The 17,562-nt window shown below is 66.1% G+C and carries 18 protein-coding genes; 11 read left to right on the forward strand and 7 right to left on the reverse strand.

The window, feature by feature from the left end:
• Positions 1–71 precede the first annotated feature (71 nt).
• The 6 genes from cobS to IG122_RS14420 all read left to right on the forward strand — a co-directional run bounded on the left by cobS (position 72) and on the right by IG122_RS14420 (position 4,532).
• On the forward strand, positions 72–887 hold the full coding sequence (gene cobS, locus IG122_RS14395) for an adenosylcobinamide-GDP ribazoletransferase (RefSeq protein ID WP_193184656.1): 816 nt from the start codon (positions 72–74) through the stop codon (positions 885–887).
• Entirely contained in the window at positions 884–1,507 is a 624-nt protein-coding gene (locus tag IG122_RS14400) for a histidine phosphatase family protein (RefSeq protein WP_193184657.1), read from the forward strand. Before cobS ends, IG122_RS14400 begins: the two co-directional genes overlap by 4 nt.
• A 76-nt stretch (positions 1,508–1,583) precedes the next feature.
• Positions 1,584–2,255, forward strand: coding sequence for a lipid-binding SYLF domain-containing protein (locus tag IG122_RS14405; RefSeq protein WP_193184659.1), 672 nt, complete (start codon positions 1,584–1,586; stop codon positions 2,253–2,255).
• A 71-nt stretch (positions 2,256–2,326) separates the two neighbouring features.
• Positions 2,327–2,932 carry an SCO family protein gene (locus IG122_RS14410; protein WP_193184661.1) on the forward strand — a complete coding sequence of 202 codons (606 nt, stop codon included), beginning with the start codon at positions 2,327–2,329 and terminating at the stop codon, positions 2,930–2,932.
• A gap of 128 nt (positions 2,933–3,060) precedes the next feature.
• A complete protein-coding gene (locus tag IG122_RS14415) occupies positions 3,061–3,978 on the forward strand; it encodes a dihydrodipicolinate synthase family protein (RefSeq protein ID WP_193184663.1) in 918 nt (305 codons plus the stop codon).
• Positions 3,979–4,064: 86 nt separating this feature from the next.
• Complete coding sequence (locus IG122_RS14420) at positions 4,065–4,532, forward strand: DUF2269 family protein (protein ID WP_193184665.1); 468 nt, start codon at positions 4,065–4,067, stop codon at positions 4,530–4,532.
• Positions 4,533–4,547: 15 nt separating this feature from the next.
• Here IG122_RS14420 and IG122_RS14425 read toward each other — a convergent pair whose 3' ends face one another.
• From IG122_RS14425 to IG122_RS14435, 3 genes are all read right to left on the reverse strand, one after another.
• On the reverse strand, positions 4,548–5,468 hold the full coding sequence (locus tag IG122_RS14425) for a DMT family transporter (RefSeq protein WP_193184667.1): 921 nt from the start codon (positions 5,466–5,468) through the stop codon (positions 4,548–4,550).
• A gap of 7 nt (positions 5,469–5,475) precedes the next feature.
• Positions 5,476–7,257, reverse strand: a complete 1,782-nt coding sequence (locus tag IG122_RS14430; RefSeq protein ID WP_193184669.1) for an SLC13 family permease — start codon at positions 7,255–7,257, stop codon at positions 5,476–5,478.
• Positions 7,258–7,326: 69 nt separating this feature from the next.
• A complete protein-coding gene (locus tag IG122_RS14435) occupies positions 7,327–8,253 on the reverse strand; it encodes a DMT family transporter (protein ID WP_193184671.1) in 927 nt (308 codons plus the stop codon).
• A 109-nt stretch (positions 8,254–8,362) separates the two neighbouring features.
• Here IG122_RS14435 and IG122_RS14440 point away from each other — a divergent pair, with 109 nt between their 5' ends.
• The gene (locus IG122_RS14440; protein WP_193184673.1) at positions 8,363–8,881 is read left to right on the forward strand and encodes a MarR family winged helix-turn-helix transcriptional regulator; all 519 of its coding nucleotides are present in this window, start codon (positions 8,363–8,365) and stop codon (positions 8,879–8,881) included.
• Here the strand turns inward: IG122_RS14440 and IG122_RS14445 are convergent.
• From IG122_RS14445 to IG122_RS14460, 4 genes are all read right to left on the reverse strand, one after another.
• On the reverse strand, positions 8,878–9,948 hold the full coding sequence (locus IG122_RS14445) for a sn-glycerol-3-phosphate import ATP-binding protein UgpC (protein WP_193184675.1): 1,071 nt from the start codon (positions 9,946–9,948) through the stop codon (positions 8,878–8,880). The two genes, IG122_RS14440 and IG122_RS14445, sit on opposite strands and share 4 nt — an antisense overlap.
• A 10-nt stretch (positions 9,949–9,958) precedes the next feature.
• The gene (gene ugpE, locus IG122_RS14450; protein WP_193184677.1) at positions 9,959–10,801 is read right to left on the reverse strand and encodes a sn-glycerol-3-phosphate ABC transporter permease UgpE; all 843 of its coding nucleotides are present in this window, start codon (positions 10,799–10,801) and stop codon (positions 9,959–9,961) included.
• Between the two features lie 14 nt (positions 10,802–10,815).
• A complete protein-coding gene (locus IG122_RS14455; RefSeq protein WP_193184679.1) occupies positions 10,816–11,694 on the reverse strand; it encodes an ABC transporter permease subunit in 879 nt (292 codons plus the stop codon).
• Between the two features lie 75 nt (positions 11,695–11,769).
• Complete coding sequence (locus IG122_RS14460; RefSeq protein WP_193184681.1) at positions 11,770–13,077, reverse strand: extracellular solute-binding protein; 1,308 nt, start codon at positions 13,075–13,077, stop codon at positions 11,770–11,772.
• Between the two features lie 259 nt (positions 13,078–13,336).
• Between IG122_RS14460 and ada the strand changes: the two genes are divergently transcribed.
• From ada to IG122_RS14480, 4 genes are all read left to right on the forward strand, one after another.
• Positions 13,337–14,443, forward strand: a complete 1,107-nt coding sequence (ada, locus tag IG122_RS14465; RefSeq protein WP_193184682.1) for a bifunctional DNA-binding transcriptional regulator/O6-methylguanine-DNA methyltransferase Ada — start codon at positions 13,337–13,339, stop codon at positions 14,441–14,443.
• An 85-nt stretch (positions 14,444–14,528) separates the two neighbouring features.
• Entirely contained in the window at positions 14,529–15,734 is a 1,206-nt protein-coding gene (locus IG122_RS14470; protein ID WP_193184684.1) for a multidrug effflux MFS transporter, read from the forward strand.
• A 75-nt stretch (positions 15,735–15,809) separates the two neighbouring features.
• On the forward strand, positions 15,810–16,532 hold the full coding sequence (locus tag IG122_RS14475; RefSeq protein WP_193184686.1) for a M48 family metallopeptidase: 723 nt from the start codon (positions 15,810–15,812) through the stop codon (positions 16,530–16,532).
• Between the two features lie 97 nt (positions 16,533–16,629).
• A complete protein-coding gene (locus IG122_RS14480; protein WP_193184689.1) occupies positions 16,630–17,553 on the forward strand; it encodes an endonuclease/exonuclease/phosphatase family protein in 924 nt (307 codons plus the stop codon).
• Positions 17,554–17,562 lie beyond the last annotated feature (9 nt).

Genomic DNA, 17,562 nt, shown 5'->3' on the forward strand with positions numbered 1-17,562 from the left:
CCAATGCATAGTCCGCGGGCGACGGCCCGCGCCGCCGCGAAGGCAATCCGGCACGACGAGAGCGGGGAAAGATGGCGAGCGAGAGACCAGCGCCCGTGCGGCGCCCCTGGTGGGCCGACGACCTTGCCCATGCCGCGATGTTCCTGACCCGTCTGCCCGTCCCGGCGCCCGTCCGTACGGATCGCCCCTTGATGCATGCGGGCTGGGCCTTTCCGCTGATCGGGCTCCTGACAGGTACGCTCGGCGGCGGCGTGCTCTGGCTCGGCGCCTCGGCCGGCCTGCCGATGCTCGCGGCCGCGCTCGGCGCGCTGGCCGTCACCGCCTTCCTCACCGGCGCGCTGCATGAAGACGGTCTTGCGGATCTCGCCGACGGCTTCGGCGGTGGGGCCACGAAAGAACGCAAGATCGAGATCATGCGGGACAGCCGCGTCGGCAGCTACGGCGTGCTCGCGCTGGTACTCGCGACCGGACTCAAGGCTGCCGCGCTCGCCAACATCGCCATCGCCTCCCCTATCCTCGCCGCGTTCGCCTTCGCGGCGGCGCAGATCCTCGGCCGGAGCGCGATCCTGCCGATCGCCTTCTTCCTCGCCCCGGCGACGTCGAGTGGTCTCGGAACCGGAGCCGGACGGCCGAAAGCAGTCACCACCGGGCTTTGCGTCGCCCTTGGAACGCTGCTCGCCTTCTCGCTCCTCCCCGGTATCGGATTCATTGCGGCCCTTGCCGCGACGAGCCTCGCCATTCTCGCCACCGCCCTGCTCGCGCAACGCCAGATCGGCGGCTATACCGGCGACGTGCTTGGCAGCAGCGAGCAGGTGGTCGAGTGTTTCGTCCTGCTGACCCTTTCCGCGCTTCCGGCCGGTGCCGCCGGGTTCCTCTGGCCGCTATGAGCGCCGTGACCCGCTGGCACCTGCTGCGGCACGCCCCGGCCGCCGTCGAAAAAGGCACGATCTACGGCCGGACCGACGTCGCGGCGGCAGATCGGGACCCGGACCTGTTGCGCGGGATCGCGGCCCGGCTGCCGGAGAGCGCGGTGCTGATCACCACGCCGCTCCGGCGGACGGCCGACACTGCCCGGATGCTGCGCGATACGGGATGGACACCGGGCGAGGTGATCGTCGAGGAAGCGTTCCGCGAACAGGATTTCGGTGCCTGGGAAGGCCTGACCCACGCGGCACTCTCAGAGACGGGGGCGGAAGATTACCGGTCTTTCTGGGACGACCCCGCCCGCAACCGCCCGCCAGGCGGCGAAAGCTTCTCCGACCTCCAGGCGCGCGTCGCGCCTGCCGTCGCGACCCTCAACGACCGGTTCAAGGGACGCGAGATTGTTCTCGTCGGCCATGGCGGATCGATCCGGGCCATACTCGCGGTAGTGCTGAAACTGACACCGGAGGTCGCCCTGTCGCTCGAGATCGCGCCGCTCTCCCTCAGCCTCGCCGATCACTTCGCGAACGACGCCGGAGAGCCCTCCTGGCGGCTGCGCGGCACGAACCTTCCGGCCGGGCTTTGACCTTCACATTCCCGCCACAAGCGCCATTTAGTATTTTGCCCGCCGTACAGACGGCCAGGGCCAAAGGGGACCAATCATGCGTTTCACGATTTTTGCCGCACTGCTGCTCGCAACCGCACTTCTGGCCGGCCCGGCGCGGGCCGGCGACAGCCCCGCCCTCACCGTCGAAAAGGCGCGCCTGACGCTGCAGGACCTCACCACGGATCCCAACGTGGTCGGCCCGGTCGCCGACTATCTGAAAAAGGCCAAGGGCGTGCTGATCATCCCGGAGCTGGTCAAGGCCGGGCTCATCGTCGGCGGCGAATACGGCACAGGCGTGCTCGTCGCCCGCACCGGACCGGGCAATTGGAGCGATCCCGCCTTTTACTCGCTCACCGCCGGCAGCATCGGCCTGCAGATCGGCGTCGAGGCGAAACAGATCCTGCTTGTCGTGATGACCGAGAAGGGCCTGAACTCGCTGATGAGCGACCAGCTGAAATTCGGCGCCGATGCGAGCGTCGCGGTCGGCACCATCGGCGGCGGGGTCGGGGCCTCCAGCGCCGGGTCCCTCGGTGCGGACTTCATCGCCTTCGCCAAGTCCAAGGGCCTCTTCGGCGGCGGCGCCCTCGATGGAGCGGTGATCAAGACCCAGCCCGAGCAGAATGAGGCGTTTTACCGCACCGCCGCCTCTCCCAAGCAAATCCTGATAGAAAGGCGCTTCACCTCGGCCGAGGCGGACGGTTTGCGCAACGCACTCTCGAAATACTGAGGCCGCGCCGCCATATTGCGCCGTGAACGGCCGGTCCGGAAACGGACCGGCAGAGATTTCCGGATAGATTCATGTCGAAAAAGACCTTCTTCTTCCTCGTCTCCTTCCTCGGCCTCGCGCTCGTGGGCTCGATCGCCGCCGGCTACTGGCTGGTCAGCGGCGGGCGGATCGGCCAGCTGGAGACCGCGGATCTCGTCGGCGGCCCCTTCAGCCTGACCGACGAGACCGGTGCGACGCTCTCGAACGAGGATCTGAAGGGCCGCTACATGATGGTCTTCTTCGGCTACACCTACTGCCCGGACGTCTGCCCGACGACACTCACCGTGGTGACCCAGGCGCTCGACATGCTGGAGCCCACCGTCCGAGACAAGGTCGAGCCGGTCTTCATCACCATCGATCCGGCGCGCGACACCTCCGCCGCGCTGGCCGCCTATTCGCAGCATTTCCACGACAAGATCCATTACCTGACCGGCACGCCGGAACAGATCGCCGAGGTCGCCAAGGCCTACCGGGTGTTCTACCAGAAGGTCGAGAGCGAGGAATTCAGCGACTATCTGATGGACCACTCGACCGTGACCTATCTGATGGGGCCGGACGGCCGCTATGTCAGCCATTACGGCTTCAACAGCGAGCCAAGCGAGATCGCCGCAGACCTGACCAAGCGCATCGCCGGGTAAAACCCGCCGATTTCAGCCCCTCCGGCACGAAACTTCTTCCGCATCGCGGGCGCGGCCCCGCTTGCCGGAAAATCCGCGCCGGACTAAGCTCCCGCTTCTTTTCGCCCTGCCAGACAAGGAGAGCGCGCATGAGCTCCAGCCCGCGCATCAAGGGTGTGATGGCCGCCGGCCTCACCGCCTTCAACGACGATCTTTCGGTCGATACCGACCTCACCCTCGAGCATACCGCCTGGCTGCTGGATAAAGGCTGCGACGGCGTGCTGCTGTTCGGCACCACCGGCGAGGCGAACTCGCTCTCCGTCGAGGAGCGGCTGACTTTCCTCGACAAGCTCGGCGCCTCGAAGCTGCCGAAGGACCGCCTGATGATCGGCACCGGCTGCTGCGCCTTGCCGGATACCGTCGCGCTGACGAAGAAGAGTCTTGAGATCGGCATCGAGCATGTCCTGATGCTGCCGCCCTTCTATTACAAGAACCCGAGCGACGCGGGCCTCTTCACCCATTTCGCCCGCACCTTCGAGGCCGTCGGCAGCGACGCCATGAAGGTCTATCTCTACCACTTCCCGCAGATGTCCGCGGTGCCCTTCAGCCATGACCTGATCGGCCGCCTGCTGCAGGAATTCCCGGGCCTGATCTGCGGCGTGAAGGACAGCTCCGGCGATTTCGAGAACATGAAGGCGATGGCCGAGAAGTTCCCGGGCTTCGACGTCTTCGCCGGCACCGAGCGCTACCTGCTCGACGTGCTGAAGGTTGGCGGCGTCGGTACCATCACCGCGACCGGCAACGTCACGGTCGGCGGCTGCGCCAAGGTCTACAGCGCCTGGAAAGCCGGCTCGGCCGATGCCGAGGCGCTGCAGGAGCAGCTGACCCGCGAGCGCCTGACGCTGCAGAACTATCCGGCCGCCGCGGCGCTGAAGGAACTGCTCGCCCGCGAGAGCGGCAAGGCGAGCTGGCGCAATGTCCGCGCCCCGTTCATGCCGCTGCCGGCGGAAAAGGCCAGCTCGCTGGTCGCCGAACTCGACGCGGTGAACTTCGCGCTGGCCGCGTAAGGCACCGGCACATTTTCGGTGAGAGCGCCCCGGTCCCGGCCGGGGCGTTTTCTTTTTCGGCCCAGCGGACAGGCGAAGGAAGGAAGATGACCTACGATATCCTCCGTTTCCTGCACGTCATCGGAGCGACGGTCCTGCTCGGAACCGGGGCCGGAATCGCCTTCTTCATGGTCGTCTCCCACCGGAGCGGGGATGCGCGGCTGGTCGCGCATGTCGCCGGGATCGTCGTCCTCGCCGATACCGTCTTCACCGCCAGCGCGGTGGTTCTTCAGCCGGTCACCGGCTATCTGCTGGCGCGGGAGGCCGGCTGGCCGATCCTGCAGGGCTGGGTCGCCTGGTCGCTCCTGCTCTACGTGCTGGTCGGCGCCTTCTGGCTCCCGGTCGTCTGGATGCAGATCAGGATGCGCAATCTCGCGATCGCCGCGCGCGATGCCGGAACGCCTTTGCCCGCGCAGTATTACAGGCTCTACCGCTGGTGGTTCGCCTTCGGCTTCCCGGCCTTCGGGGCCGTGCTCGCCATCGTCTGGTTGATGCTCACCCGGCCGTCGCTCTGACCGCCGACGTCCGCCTCAGCGCGCCCGGCGGCCGAGATTGACCAGGATCATCGAGGTGAAGACGCAGCCGACCGCACCCCAGATCCAGAGCGAGTGGATCTCGCCGAACACCACCCAGCCCCAGAACAGGCCGAACAGGTTGACCATGTAGGAGACCAGGCTGAGAAAGACCGGCCCGGCCCGCTTCAGCACCTCGAAATAGAGGATATAGGCGACCGAGGAGATCGCGATCTGGCCGAGCATGGCGTAGTCGGTCGGCCCCGGATCGGCCATCAGCGGATAGAAGCCGTCCGCCGCCAGCATCAGCGGCAGGGTGCCGAGCGAGGCGACGATCAGCATGCCGCGCGCGGCGGCGAGCGAATGCGTGCTCTCGGGCCGCATGCGGTCGCTGTAGATCCCGCTGCAGGCATAGAGCGCCGGGGTGAGGAAGGCCATCAGCACCCAAGGCACCATGTCCCGGGACGGCAGGCTGGTTTCCGGCAACACCATCATCAGCGCGCCGACCAGCCCGAGACCGATACCGACGGCGCTGTTCCAGCGGAACCCCTCGATGCGGAAAGCGACGGCAAGGACGTAGCCCAGCACCGGGACCGTCGAGATCACCGTGCTCATCACGCCGGCCGGGATGTATTTCGCCGTGGTGATGATGTTGATGTTCGGCAGAACCAGGCCGATGAAGGCGGCGCCGAGGAAGAAGAGGATATGCGGCCGGTCGATCTCGAAGGGGATGCCCCTCTTCCAGCACACCAGAGTGAGAAAAATTGCCGCGCCGGTCGATTGCATCCAGGCATAGGCAAAGGGATGCACCCCGCCCATCGCCGCGATCTTGGAGAGCGAGAAAGAAAGCCCCCAGAGACAGCCGAGCAGCGTCAGCATGGCGAGCGGGAGAAGGAGCTTCGGGTCGATCAGCCCCTCGCGCTTCAGGTCATCTGCCATGGCGGGATCAGAACGGCCAGACGATCGGCAGCAGCGGCACCGCCACCGCGAGAATGATCAGGTCGAGCGGCAGGCCCACGCGCCAGTAGTCGCTGAACCTGTAGCCCGCCGGCCCCATCACCAGCAGGTTGTTCTGGTGCCCGATCGGGGTCAGGAAGGCGCTGGAGGCACCGATGGCGACAGCCATCAGGAACGGGTCCGGGCTGACCGAGAGCCGCTCGGCGATGCCGAGCGCGACCGGCGCCATCACGAGGGCCGTCGCCGCGTTGTTCATCATGTCGGTGAGGAACATGGTCAGCATGACCAAAAGCGCGAGCACGAGATAGAGTGAGTAGCCGGAGGCCGCGTCCGCCACCACGCCGGCGATCAGGCCCGCGGCCCCGGTCTCGTGCATCGCGGTGCCGACGGGAATCATCGCGCCCAGCAGGATGACGACCTGCCAGTCGATCGCCTCGTAGACCTCGCTCATCGGGATCAGGTCGAGCAGGACCATGGCGGCGAGCCCGGTCACGAGGCAGACGGCCGCCGGGACAATCCCGGCACTGGCCGCGACGATGGCGGAGAGAAAGATCAGCGCGGGCGCGAGGATCTTCGGCCGCTCGAGACTCATCCGGCGCTGCGCCAGCGGCAGGCAGCCGAGGGCCGAGATGGTGCCGTAGATCTGATCCGCGTCGCCCTGCAGCATGAGCACGTCGCCGGCCCGGAAGCGCACGTCGCGCAGCCGCGTGTTGATCGGCGCCCCACCGCGCGCGACACCGAGCAGGTTCAGCCCGTAGCGCGAGCGCAGCCGGAGCATGGCGGCGCTGCGGCCCTCGATCCAGGCGCGCGGCGGCATCACCGCCTCGACCACGGAGAGCTGCGCGTCCTCGTTCGAATCCTTGGTCGCGTCGAGTTCCTTGGCGTCGACCAGTTCGAGGCCCTTCTGCACCGCCGCCTCGATCTGTTCGGCCGTGCCGTGCGCCAGCAGCAGGTCGCCCTCCGCCAGCGGCTCGCGGGTCAGGCGCCGGACCACGCGCTCGTTGCCGCGCAGCAGCGCCAGCACGGTCGGACGTCCGGTATCCTCGTGCCGGTCGCCGAGGGCGAGGATGGTCTGGCCGATCAGGCGTGAGCCCGCCGGGACCCTGAATTCGGTCACGTAGCTGGAAAGCTCGAACAGCCGTTTGCCCTCGTCGTTGCCGCGGCGGTTCGGCACCAGGCGCACGCCGACAATGACCAGATAGAGGATCCCGGCCAGTGCCACGGCGAGACCGACCGGCGCGAAGTCGAACATGTGGAATTCCTCGCCGATGGCGTTGCGGCGATAATCGGCGATGATCAAGTTCGGCGGCGTGCCGATGAGCGTGATCATACCGCCGAGCAGCGAGGCGAAGGAGAGCGGCATCAGCAGCCGCGACGGCGAAAGTCCGGCCCGCCGGGCGACGGAGAGCGCGACCGGCATCAGGAGCGCGAGCGCGCCGACATTGTTCATGAAACTGGAGAGAAATCCAGCGAGCCCGACCAGCGAGAAGGTCTTCGCGGTCTCTGAATCGGTGCGTTGGGCGAGCCGCTCGGCAATCATGCCGACGGCACCCGAGCGCGTCAGTGCCGCCGACATGCCGAGCACGGCAACCACGGTGATCACCGCGGGATGGCCGAATCCGGCGAACGCATGCGCCGGGTCGACGACCCCGGCCGCCACCGCCAGCAGGAGCGCCAGAAGGGCGACGAGGTCGATCCTGTAACGGCCCCAGATGAACGCCGAGAGGGCGCCGAGGATGATCGCGAGGATCGCTGTCTGCTCGAAGGTCATGGCGGAGCTATAACGCTCCGGCGCCCGGCACGGAAGGGGAATCGCGGGACAATCTCGTCCGATACACGGTCACCCCCGGCGCTGGGCCAGCACCGTAAGCGCGATCCCCGCGGCGATGACGACAGCCCCGCCCCATGTCTCCCAGCTGTAGCGTTCGCCGAGCAGGATGGTGGCCACGACAAGGCCGACGGAGGCCGCGACATAGCCGATCTGGCTCAGCAGCACCGCGCCGCCGAGCTGCTGCAGGCGGAAGAAAAGCGGGAAGGTCGCGGCCGCCGCAACGGCCTGTGCCAGAGCAATGCCCGGTACCGCTGTGAGCGAGGTCGCCGGGATGGACCCTTCGACGATCAGCAGCAGGGCGAGGAAGCCGAAGATCGCCGCGCCATGGCTCCAGAAGGCGAGCACGTCCGGGGAGACGTTCGCGGGCCAGGCGATGCTGCGATAGACATTGCCGACGGCAAGCGCGATCGGCACCGCGAATCCGGCGGCGATCCAGAACGGCTCCGGCGCATCCGCTCCCGATCCGCGCGTCAGGCTGACGATGGCGGCGCCGATCAGGCCGACGGCGATGCCGGCAAGGCCGAGCCGGTTGGCGGTCTTCAGCCCAAGCAGGGCCGAGAAGGCGAGCGTGAAGACCGGCGACTGGGCGAACATCAGTCCCATATAGCCGGCGCCCGCATGGGGGATGACGGCGAACAGGATCACATTGGGGATCACGAAGGAAACGAGCCCGCCGAAGATCGCGAACCGGACCACGCTTCGGTCCGGCCTGCGCAACGCACGGCGCAGGGCAAGGGCTGGAAAGAGGATCGCGGCGACCCCGAGCGAGGGGATCATCGCCCAGAGGATCGGGGATATCCCGGCCTCGCCCGCGAGCTTTCCGAGCGGGAAATTCAGGCCGACGAGGGCGCCGGTGGCGATCAGCAGGAGGGAGGGGTTGGCCAGCATCGGTATTGCGTGCGCGCCTTCCGCGCCGCGGTCAAGAGACTCTGACATCGGTCTGTCCTTCACAAGGTGGAGCAAGTCGGATACGGTTAACTAATTCGACCATCGATATTCCGATGTCGGATAATTTGATATCGAACTATTTGATGCAGGACGGCCGATGAGTCAAGAGCCCGCGCGAAAATCGCGTCCGCACGCCGCCCAGGGCGCGCCGCTGGAGGGCATTCTCGAACAGTGGAAACGCGAGCGCCCGGACCTCGATCCGGGACCAATGGCCGTCTGCGGGGCCATTCGCAGGGCGAACGACCGGGTGCGCACGGCGATCGAGGGCAATGTGGCGGAGGCCGGGCTCGACGGCGCCGGCTTCGACGTGCTGCTGACCCTGCGTCGCCAGGGCAAGGGCGAAACCCTGACGCCGTCGGAGCTGGCGAGCGAAATGATGCTTTCGACCTCGGCCATGACCAACCGGCTCGACCGGCTGGAAAAGCGCGGCCTGATCGCGCGCACGGCCGACTCGAAGGACCGCCGCAGCCTCAAGGTCGCGCTGACGGAAGAGGGTTTTGCGCTGGCGGACGGGCTGGTGGTGAGCCACCTTTCGGTAGAGGAAGACCTTCTGGCGCCGTTAAACGGTGCCGAGCGGGAAGAGCTGATGCGGCTTCTGGCGAAGGTGGGCGCCTAGAGCCGCTTGCCGCTTTCCGGATCGAACAGGTGCAGGTTTTCCGGCGCGGCCGTCAGATGCAGGGTTTCGCCCGATGACAAATGCTGATGGCCGGAAAGCCGGACCGTCGTCAGGGCGTTCCTGCCGCCGGTATGGCCGTGCACCAGCGTTTCGGCGCCGAGATGCTCGACCAAGTCGATCTGGAGCGCGAGACCGTGGGTGTCGCCGCCCGGCTCGAAATGCTCCGGGCGGATGCCGAGGGACACCGTCTGCCCCTCGCTGACATTCTGGGCGGAACCGTTCATCGGGAGCCTGACACCGCCCTCCAGCACCGCCTCGCCGCTTTCGATCCGCGCCTCCATGAAATTCATCGAGGGCGAACCGATGAAGGCGGCGACGAACTTGCTCGCCGGTCTGTCATAGACCTCGATCGGGGTACCGATCTGCTCGGCGACGCCGGCATTCATCACCACCAGCCGGTCCGCCATGGTCATGGCCTCGACCTGGTCGTGGGTGACGTAGAGGCTGGTGGTGCCGAGCTGGCGCTGCAGCTTCTTCACTTCGACCCGCATCTGCACCCGCAGCTTGGCGTCGAGGTTGGAGAGCGGCTCGTCGAACAGGAACACCGCCGGCTCGCGCACGATGGCGCGGCCCATGGCGACGCGCTGGCGCTGGCCGCCGGAAAGTTGCTGAGGCCGCCGTTCGAGCAATTCGGAAAGCTCAAGAATGTCCGCCGCCTCGCGCACCCGGCGGGCGATCTCGTCCTTCGCCATGCCCCGGTTCTTCAACCCGTAGGCCATGTTGCCCGAGACCGTCATGTGCGGATAAAGCGCGTAGTTCTGGAACACCATGGCGATGTCCCGGTCCGCCGGCTCCAGCTTGTTGACCTCGCGCCCGGCGATGGAGACCGCGCCGCCGCTGATGCTTTCCAGCCCCGCCACCATGCGCAGCAGCGTGGATTTGCCGCAGCCGGACGGTCCGACGAGGGCGATGAACTCGCCGTCCCGGATATCGACGTCGATCCCGTGAATGGCCTTGAAGCCGTTGGGATAGACCTTCTCGATGCTGTTCAGGGTGACCTCGGCCATCCTCGGTTCCTCACTTTTCGGATTCGACGAGACCCTTCACGAACCAGCGCTGGAAGACGACGACCACCAGGACCGGCGGCAGCAGCGCGAGGATCGAAAGCGCGAGGGCCTTGTTGTATTGCGGGATACGGTTGCCTTCGAGGTCGTTGAGGATCTGCTTGATCCCCATGACGACCGTGAAATAGCTCTCGTCCGTGGTCATCAGGATCGGCCAGAGATACTGGTTCCACCCGACCACGAACATGATGATGAAGATCGCCGCGATCATGGTCTTGGAGAGCGGCAGCAGGATGTCGACGAAGAAGCGGAACGGCCCGGCGCCGTCGATCCGCGCGGCTTCCAGGATCTCCTCCGGCACCGACTTGTAGAACTGGCGGAAGAAGAAGGTCGCGGTCGCGCTGGCGATCAGCGGCAGGATCAGGCCGGTGTAGGAGTTCAGCATCCCGAGGTCGGAAACCACCTTGTAGGAGGGGATGATGCGGACCTCGAGCGGCAGCAGCAGCGAGGAGAAGATGATCCAGAAGAAGACGCTGCCCGCCGGGAAGCGGAAATAGACGATGGCATAGGCCGCCAGCGTCGAGATGATGATCTTGCCGACCGAGAAGCCGAGCCCGAGCACCAGCGAGTTCTTGAGCATCAACAACGCGTTCACCTGCTCGGTGAAGCCGGAATTGTCGAACAGGACCGCGCTGTAGGTCTCCCAGAAATAGTCCCCGAACCAGAGCTGCAGGCCGTCGCCGAGCAGGGTTTCCGGGCGGTGCGTCGAGGAGGCGAAGGCGATCCAGATCGGCAGCAGCAGAAAGAGCACGCCGAGGATCAGGATCAGATGGTCGAGCGGTTTGACATGTTTCATCGGCGTGGTCCCGCTCAGTAATGGATGCGTTTCTCGAGCACGCGGAACTGCACGACGGTGAGCGCGAGCACGAGGATCATGAGGATGACGGACTGGGCGGAGCTGCCGCCGAGATCGGCGCCAAGGAAGCCGTCCTGATAGACCTTGTAGACCAGCGTCGCCGTGCCGCCGCCGGGCGCGCCGCGGGTCATGGTGTCGATCACGCCGAAGGTGTCGAAGAAGGCGTAGGTGATGTTGATCACCAGCACGAAGAAGCCGGTCGGCGCCAGCAGCGGCAGGGTCACGGTCCAGAACCGGCGGAAGCCGTTGCGGCAATCGATCAGGGCGGCCTCGCGGACCGCGCGCGGGATCGACTGCAGGCCGGCGAGGAAATAGATGAAATTGACGCTGACCTGCTTCCAGACCGAGACCAGGATCACGGTGAAGGAGGCGTCGAACACGTCGAGCTGCGGATTGAACGGCCAGCCGGTCGCGTTCAGCAGATGGTTCAGCGAGCCGATCGAACGGTCGAACAGGAAGGTGCCGATCATCCCGGCGACGGCCGGCGCGACGGCATAGACCCAGGTCAGCATGATCTTGTAGGCCGACTGGCCGTGGATGATCCCGTCCGCCTTGACCGCGAGCAGCAGCGCGATCGCCATCGAGAGGAAGGCGACGAGCGCGGAAAAGACCAGCGTGAAGACGGCCGAGGTCGCGTAATGGGCGCTCGACAACACCTCGCGGAAATTGTCGAAGCCAGCGAACTGGCTGGAAAGGCCGAACGGATCCTCCAGCATGAAGGACTGGTAGATCGCCTGCGCCGCCGGCCAGACGAAGAAGATCATGATGATCGCGAGCTGCGGCGCGATCAGCAGGTACGGCAGGGAGATGTAGTCGAATTGCTGCCGTTTCATCGGCGGAACCCCAAACGAGCCGGAACGGGAAAACGGCGGGCGGAGAGCCGCCCGCCGTCTCTCGGGAGATGATGCTTACTGGACCGTCTTGGCGAAGCGGGCGAGCAGCTTGTTGGAGCCGTCCTCGATCGCCGCGAAGGCGTCCTCGACCGACTTGGTGCCGGCGAAGATCTGGTCGTATTCGCGGTTCATGACTTCGCGGATCTGCACGTAGTAGCCAAGGCGATAGCCCTTGTTCCACTCGGCGGACTTCAGGTTGAGCTGCTGGATGCCGACCTCGGCGTCCGGCTCGTCCTTGTAGTAGCCGCTTTCCTTCGCGAGCGTGTAGGCCGCGTTGGTGATCGGCACGTAGCCGGTTTCCTTGTGCCAGAAGAACTGGGTTTCCGGCTTGGTCAGGAACTTGAAGAACTGGGCGACGCCCTCGTTCTGGGCCTTGTCCTTGCCGGAGAAGGCGAAGAGGGCCGCACCGCCGATGAAGGTCGTGTAGTCCTCACCCTTGGTGATGCTGTTCCAGTACGGCAGGTTGGTGGTGCCGAAGTCGAATTTCGCCGCCGACTTCAGGCCGCCGAAGGAGCCCGAGGAGCCGAGCCACATGGCGACTTCCTGGTCGATGAAGGGCTTCTGGTTGTCGCCCCACTTGGTGCCGTAATAACCGAAATAGCCGGCCTGCTGCCATTCGCGCGCCTTCGAGAAGTGCATGCGCATGTGTTCGTTGTTGTACTTGATCTCGGTGGCGACGCCGTCGAAGCCGTTATTCTCGTTCGCCATCTGCAGGTTGTGGCGGGAATGGAAGTTCTCGGAGAAGATCCACGGCGTGTGCGACTGGCTGAGCGCGATGTAACCGGCGGCCTTCAGCTTCGGCGCGATGGTCTCGAACTCTTCCCAGGTCTTCGGCGGCTCGACGCCGGCTTTCGCGAGGGCGTCCTTGTTGTAATAGAGCACCGGGGTGGAGCTGTTGAACGGCATGCCGATCATGTCGCCCTTGCTGTCCGCGTAGAAATAGCGGACGCCGGCGATGTAATCCTCGGCGTGGAACGGAACGCCGTTCTCGTTCAGCAGCTTGGCGACCGGGTAGACCGCGCCCTTGGCATTGATGATGGTCGCGGCGCCAGCGTCGAAGATCTGGATGATGTTCGGCGCTTCGTTCGCCCGGAAGGCGGCGATGCCGGCCGTCATGGTCTCTTCATAGCCGCCCTTGTAGATCGGGGTCAGCTTGTACTCGCTCTGGGACGCGTTGAAGTCCTTGGCAATGGCGTTCACGGTCTCGCCGAGACCGCCGCCCATGGCGTGCCAGAAAGTGATTTCGGTCGCCGCGTGGGCGGCACCCGCGCCGAGCATGGCAAGGCCAGCCGCGGCAGCGAGAAGCGTCTTGGTTGCTTTCATAAGAAGGCTCCATCGGATGAATTACGAGCGCGTGACCCTATTCCCGCTGAAGGTCCGAACGGTGAAAGAACCGTGACATTTTCGTTGCAGTAAATTCAGCTAAGTTTTTCTTTTCATTCGAAAATTCCGAGCGTTCGTTTCCCCCCGCCGAGTGCGGAAACGGGCGCTCGAAAAGCCGGTTTGCCGCGCAAGGCCCGGATAGTCGGCGAATGGCGCGAGACGCTATAGAATAGGCGTCGCAACCGAGGAGGCCCGGACCATGCCGGACAATCCAGTGAGCATCGAGAGCACGCGTTTTCAGGATGATACGTCCCGGTGGGTCGCGGTGACGGAGCGCGACGCGGCGGCCGACGGCGCGTTCTTCTATGCCGTGGTCACGACCGGCGTTTACTGCCGCCCGACCTGCCCGTCGCGCAAACCGAAACGCGAGAATGTACGCTTCTACGAGAGCCCGACCGAGGCCGAGGCTGCCGGCTACCGGGCGTGCCGGAAATGCCTCGGCCAGGACGCCGCGGAGGGCCGGCGCCGGCTGGCGGTGACGGCGGCCTGCGCTCTGCTCGACGCGGCGGAGGAAACCGCCCCGACACTCGAGGAACTGGCGGCGGCGACCGGTCTCTCGCCCTATCACCTGCAACGCACTTTCAAGGCGGTCACCGGTGTCTCGCCCCGGCAATACTGGGACGCACGGCGTCTGGAGCGGCTGCGGCAGAACCTGAAATCGGGCGAGGCGGTCGCCCCGGCGCTCTACGGCGCCGGTTACGGCTCCTCCAGCCGGCTCTACGAGAAGGCGCGCGGGCAGCTCGGCATGACGCCGGCGACCTACGGCAAGGGCGGTCGCGGCGCCACCATCGCCTTCACCACGTGCCCCTCACCGCTCGGCCAGGTGCTGGTGGCGGCGACGGAGGCGGGGATCTGTTCCGTCGGTCTCGGCGAGGAGGCGGAGGCGCTCGAGGCCGGGTTGCGCGAGGACTTTCCGTTCGCGGAGATCGTCCGCGAGGACGAGACGCTCGGGCGGCTGACCGACGAGGTGCTCGCCCGGCTCGAGGGAAAGGCGCCGGACCGCAAGCTGCCGCTCGACATCCAGGCCACCGCCTTCCAGCGTCAGGTCTGGGAAGCGCTGATGACCATTCCCGCGGGCGAGACCCGGACCTATGGGGAGCTCGCGGCAGAAATCGGCAAACCGGGTGCCTCGCGCGCGGTCGGCCGTGCCTGCGGCAGCAACCGGGTGGCGCTGATCATCCCCTGCCACCGCGCGGTCGGCGCGAACGGCAGCCTCACCGGCTATCGCTGGGGTGTCGAACGCAAGCGCCGGCTGCTCGCCGCCGAGGCCACCGGTGACCGGGAGGCCCTCGCCGCCGCCTGGTAAACCGGGCGGTTTTACCCGTGCGGAAATATGCGCTATGAGAAGGGGCTGCCCGACGGGGCGGCCCCGTCTCTTTCGAAGATCATCGATGAAAAATTCCGATTTCCGGGTCGATTCGCTCGGCGGCATCACGACGCTGACCCTGATGGTCGCGCTCGGGCAGATGTCGGTCGGCCTGTTCGTGCCGTCCCTGCCCTCGCTGGTCGCCTACTTCGACACCGACATGGGCACGGTCCAGCTCACGCTGACGGTGTATTTCGCCGCCTTCGCCCTGTTCCAGCTCTTCATCGGACCGCTCTCGGACCGTGCCGGGCGCCGGCCGGTGCTGCTGAGCGGGCTGCTGGTCTATGCCGCCGGCGCCATCGCCTGCGCGCTCGCCAGCTCGATCTGGGCCCTGATCGCAGCCCGCCTGCTGCTCGCCATCGGTGCCTGCGCCGGCCAGGCGATCAGCCGCGCCGTCGTCCGGGACAAGACGGAGGGCGCCGAATCGGCGCGCATCCTCTCCTATATCGGCATGGCCATGGCGCTCTCGCCCGCCCTGACGCCGACCGTCGGCGGGCAGCTGCATGCCCATTTCGGCTGGCAGGCGAATTTCGTGCTGATGGCCGCCATCGCCCTCGGCCTCGCACTCTACTGCCTCGTCCGTCTTCCGGAGACGATCCGCGAGAAGCGGCCCGACGCGACCGATTTCGGCGCCATGCTGCGCAACTACCGCAGCCTCGTCACCGACCGGCGCTTCAGCGGCTACGCGCTTCTGATCGGCGCCATCTTCGGTGCGCTCTTCGCCTACCAGACCGGCTCTCCCTACCTCCTCATGGTCGAACTCGGCTTCTCGCCGCAGAGCTACGGGCTCCTGATCCTGTTCAATGTCGCCGGATTCCTCTCCGGTAACCTGATCACCAACCGCTTCGGGCGAAAGGTCGGCATCTACGGCATGGTGCGGGCGGGCGCGATCCTCGCCTTCATCTCGGGGATCACGATGGTGGTTCCGGCCCAGCTCGGCCATGTCAGCGCGCTCACCATCATCGGTCCGAGCATGATCCTGCTCTTCGCCATGGGCCTCGCCCTGCCGAGTGCGATGGCGGGCGCGATGCAGCACTTTCCGCACATGGCGGGGTCTTCCTCGGCACTGCTCGGCTTTACGCAGATGGGGACCGGCGCTCTCGGCTCGCTGGTGATCAGCAGCCTGCAGAACCAGCACCCGCATGTAATGCCCGATGTGTTCGCGGTTTCGGGTCTGCTCGCACTGGTCGCGCTGGCGCTGGTTCCCCGCCCGGAGGGGATCGGGAAATGATCGAAGACAGTCCCGCAAGCGCGAATATGTAGTAGACTGGGCCTGCCAATCCCCAACAACTGGTGATGCCGCACCATGAAAGACGCCAGCTCCCTGATCGTGAGAGGACGCGACGGCGCCGAGATCGAGGTCCCGGTCAGGATCTCGGCCCGCGCCCGGCGGCTGTCGCTCAAGGTCGATCCGGCGCGCGGTATGCCGGAACTCGTGCTTCCCCGCGGCGTCGCGCCCACCCAGGCGGAAAGCTTCGTCGCCCGCAACGTGGTCTGGCTCGAGGAGCGGCTGAAGCGGCTGCCGGACTCCGTGCCCTTCGCCGACGGCGTCACCATCCCCCTGCTCGGCACCGACCATCTGATCCGCCACACCCCTGAGCGCCGCGGCACGGTCCGGCGCGTCGAGGCTGGGGAGACCGAGCCCGCCCGGCTGGAAATCTCGGGCGGCGCCGACCACCTGCCCCGGCGCCTCACCGACTGGCTGAAGCGCGAAGCCCGGCGCGAGATTTCGGAGCGGGCGCGGTTCTATGCGGAACAGCTCGGGCGGCGCCCCGCGCGGATCTCGATCCGCGACACGCGGAGCCGCTGGGGCAGCTGTTCCTCGAAAGGCGCGCTCTCCTTCTCCTGGCGCCTGATCCTCGCGCCCGAGCATGTGCTCGACTATGTCTGCGCCCACGAGGCGGCACACCTGATCGAGATGAACCATTCGCACCGCTTCTGGGCCCTGGTCGAGCGGCTGGTCGAGGACATGGACACCTCCCGCGCCTGGCTGAAACGGCACGGCGCGGCGCTGCATCGCTACGGCTGATTAAGCCCGCCTTAAAGCGTTCATTTTCCGGTCAAATTTCGAGGCGAAGGTCCGCACTGTCTTTCGTCTCTTTCTCCAAGCGCCGGGTTCTTCCCATATGGATTCTCTGAAGCGGTTCGCGATCTATAGTTCCTGGGGCATCGCCGCCGCCCTGATCGCCGGGATGCTCGGCGCGTTTCATCCGCTGGCCGACAGCTTCTCGCATTTCCGCCTGCATCTTGTGGTGCTGGCCCTGCCCTTCATTCCGCTGCTTTTCATCACCGGTGCCTGGGTCAACGGCCTCGCCCTCGCGGCGACCGTCGTGGTGAGCGTCGGCCTGCTCGGACAATTGTTCGGAGGGGGGGCCTCCGCAGCGGATGCCCGCGAGGAAGGGTCGGGCCTGCGAATCGTTTCGCTGAATCTGCATCACATCTATGCGGACGCGGACCGGGTCGCGGCGTTCATTGCAGATGCCGACCCCGACGTCATTGCCCTGCAGGAACTCTCGCTGGAGCCGCCGAAGGTCATCCGGCGGCTGAAGAAGGATTACCCTCACCAACTGATCTGCCGTTATCGCAGCTCTTCCGCCATCGCGGTTCTCTCCCGGACACCGTTCGCCGCGACCGGCTGCCAGAATGATCATCGCCTCGCATGGGCCACGGTGGAACGCGACGGGCAAGAAGTGACGGTTGCCTCCCTTCATCTGAGGTGGCCGTTCCCCTCGCCGCAGGCGGCACAGATATCGGGATTGTCAGCCGCTTGGTCTCAGCTCGGCACGCCGCTTGTCCTCACCGGCGATTTCAATGCCGCGCCCTGGAGCCACGCCGTGCAGACGGTCGCACGGAATTCGGGCACAAAGGTCGTTCCAGGACTGCGCCGCTCCTATACCTGGGGAGACAATTGGCTCGGTTCGGTGATGGCACTGCCGATCGACCATGTGCTGGTGACGCCGACGCTCAATGTGACGAATACGGTCCTCGGTCCCAGAGCCAGCTCCGACCACCTCCCGCTGATCGTCGATATCGAGATACCGCGCTTCTAGGAAAAAGGG

The sequence above is a fragment of the Nisaea sediminum genome, from assembly GCF_014904705.1.
Classification (GTDB): Bacteria; Pseudomonadota; Alphaproteobacteria; order Thalassobaculales; family Thalassobaculaceae; genus Nisaea; species Nisaea sediminum.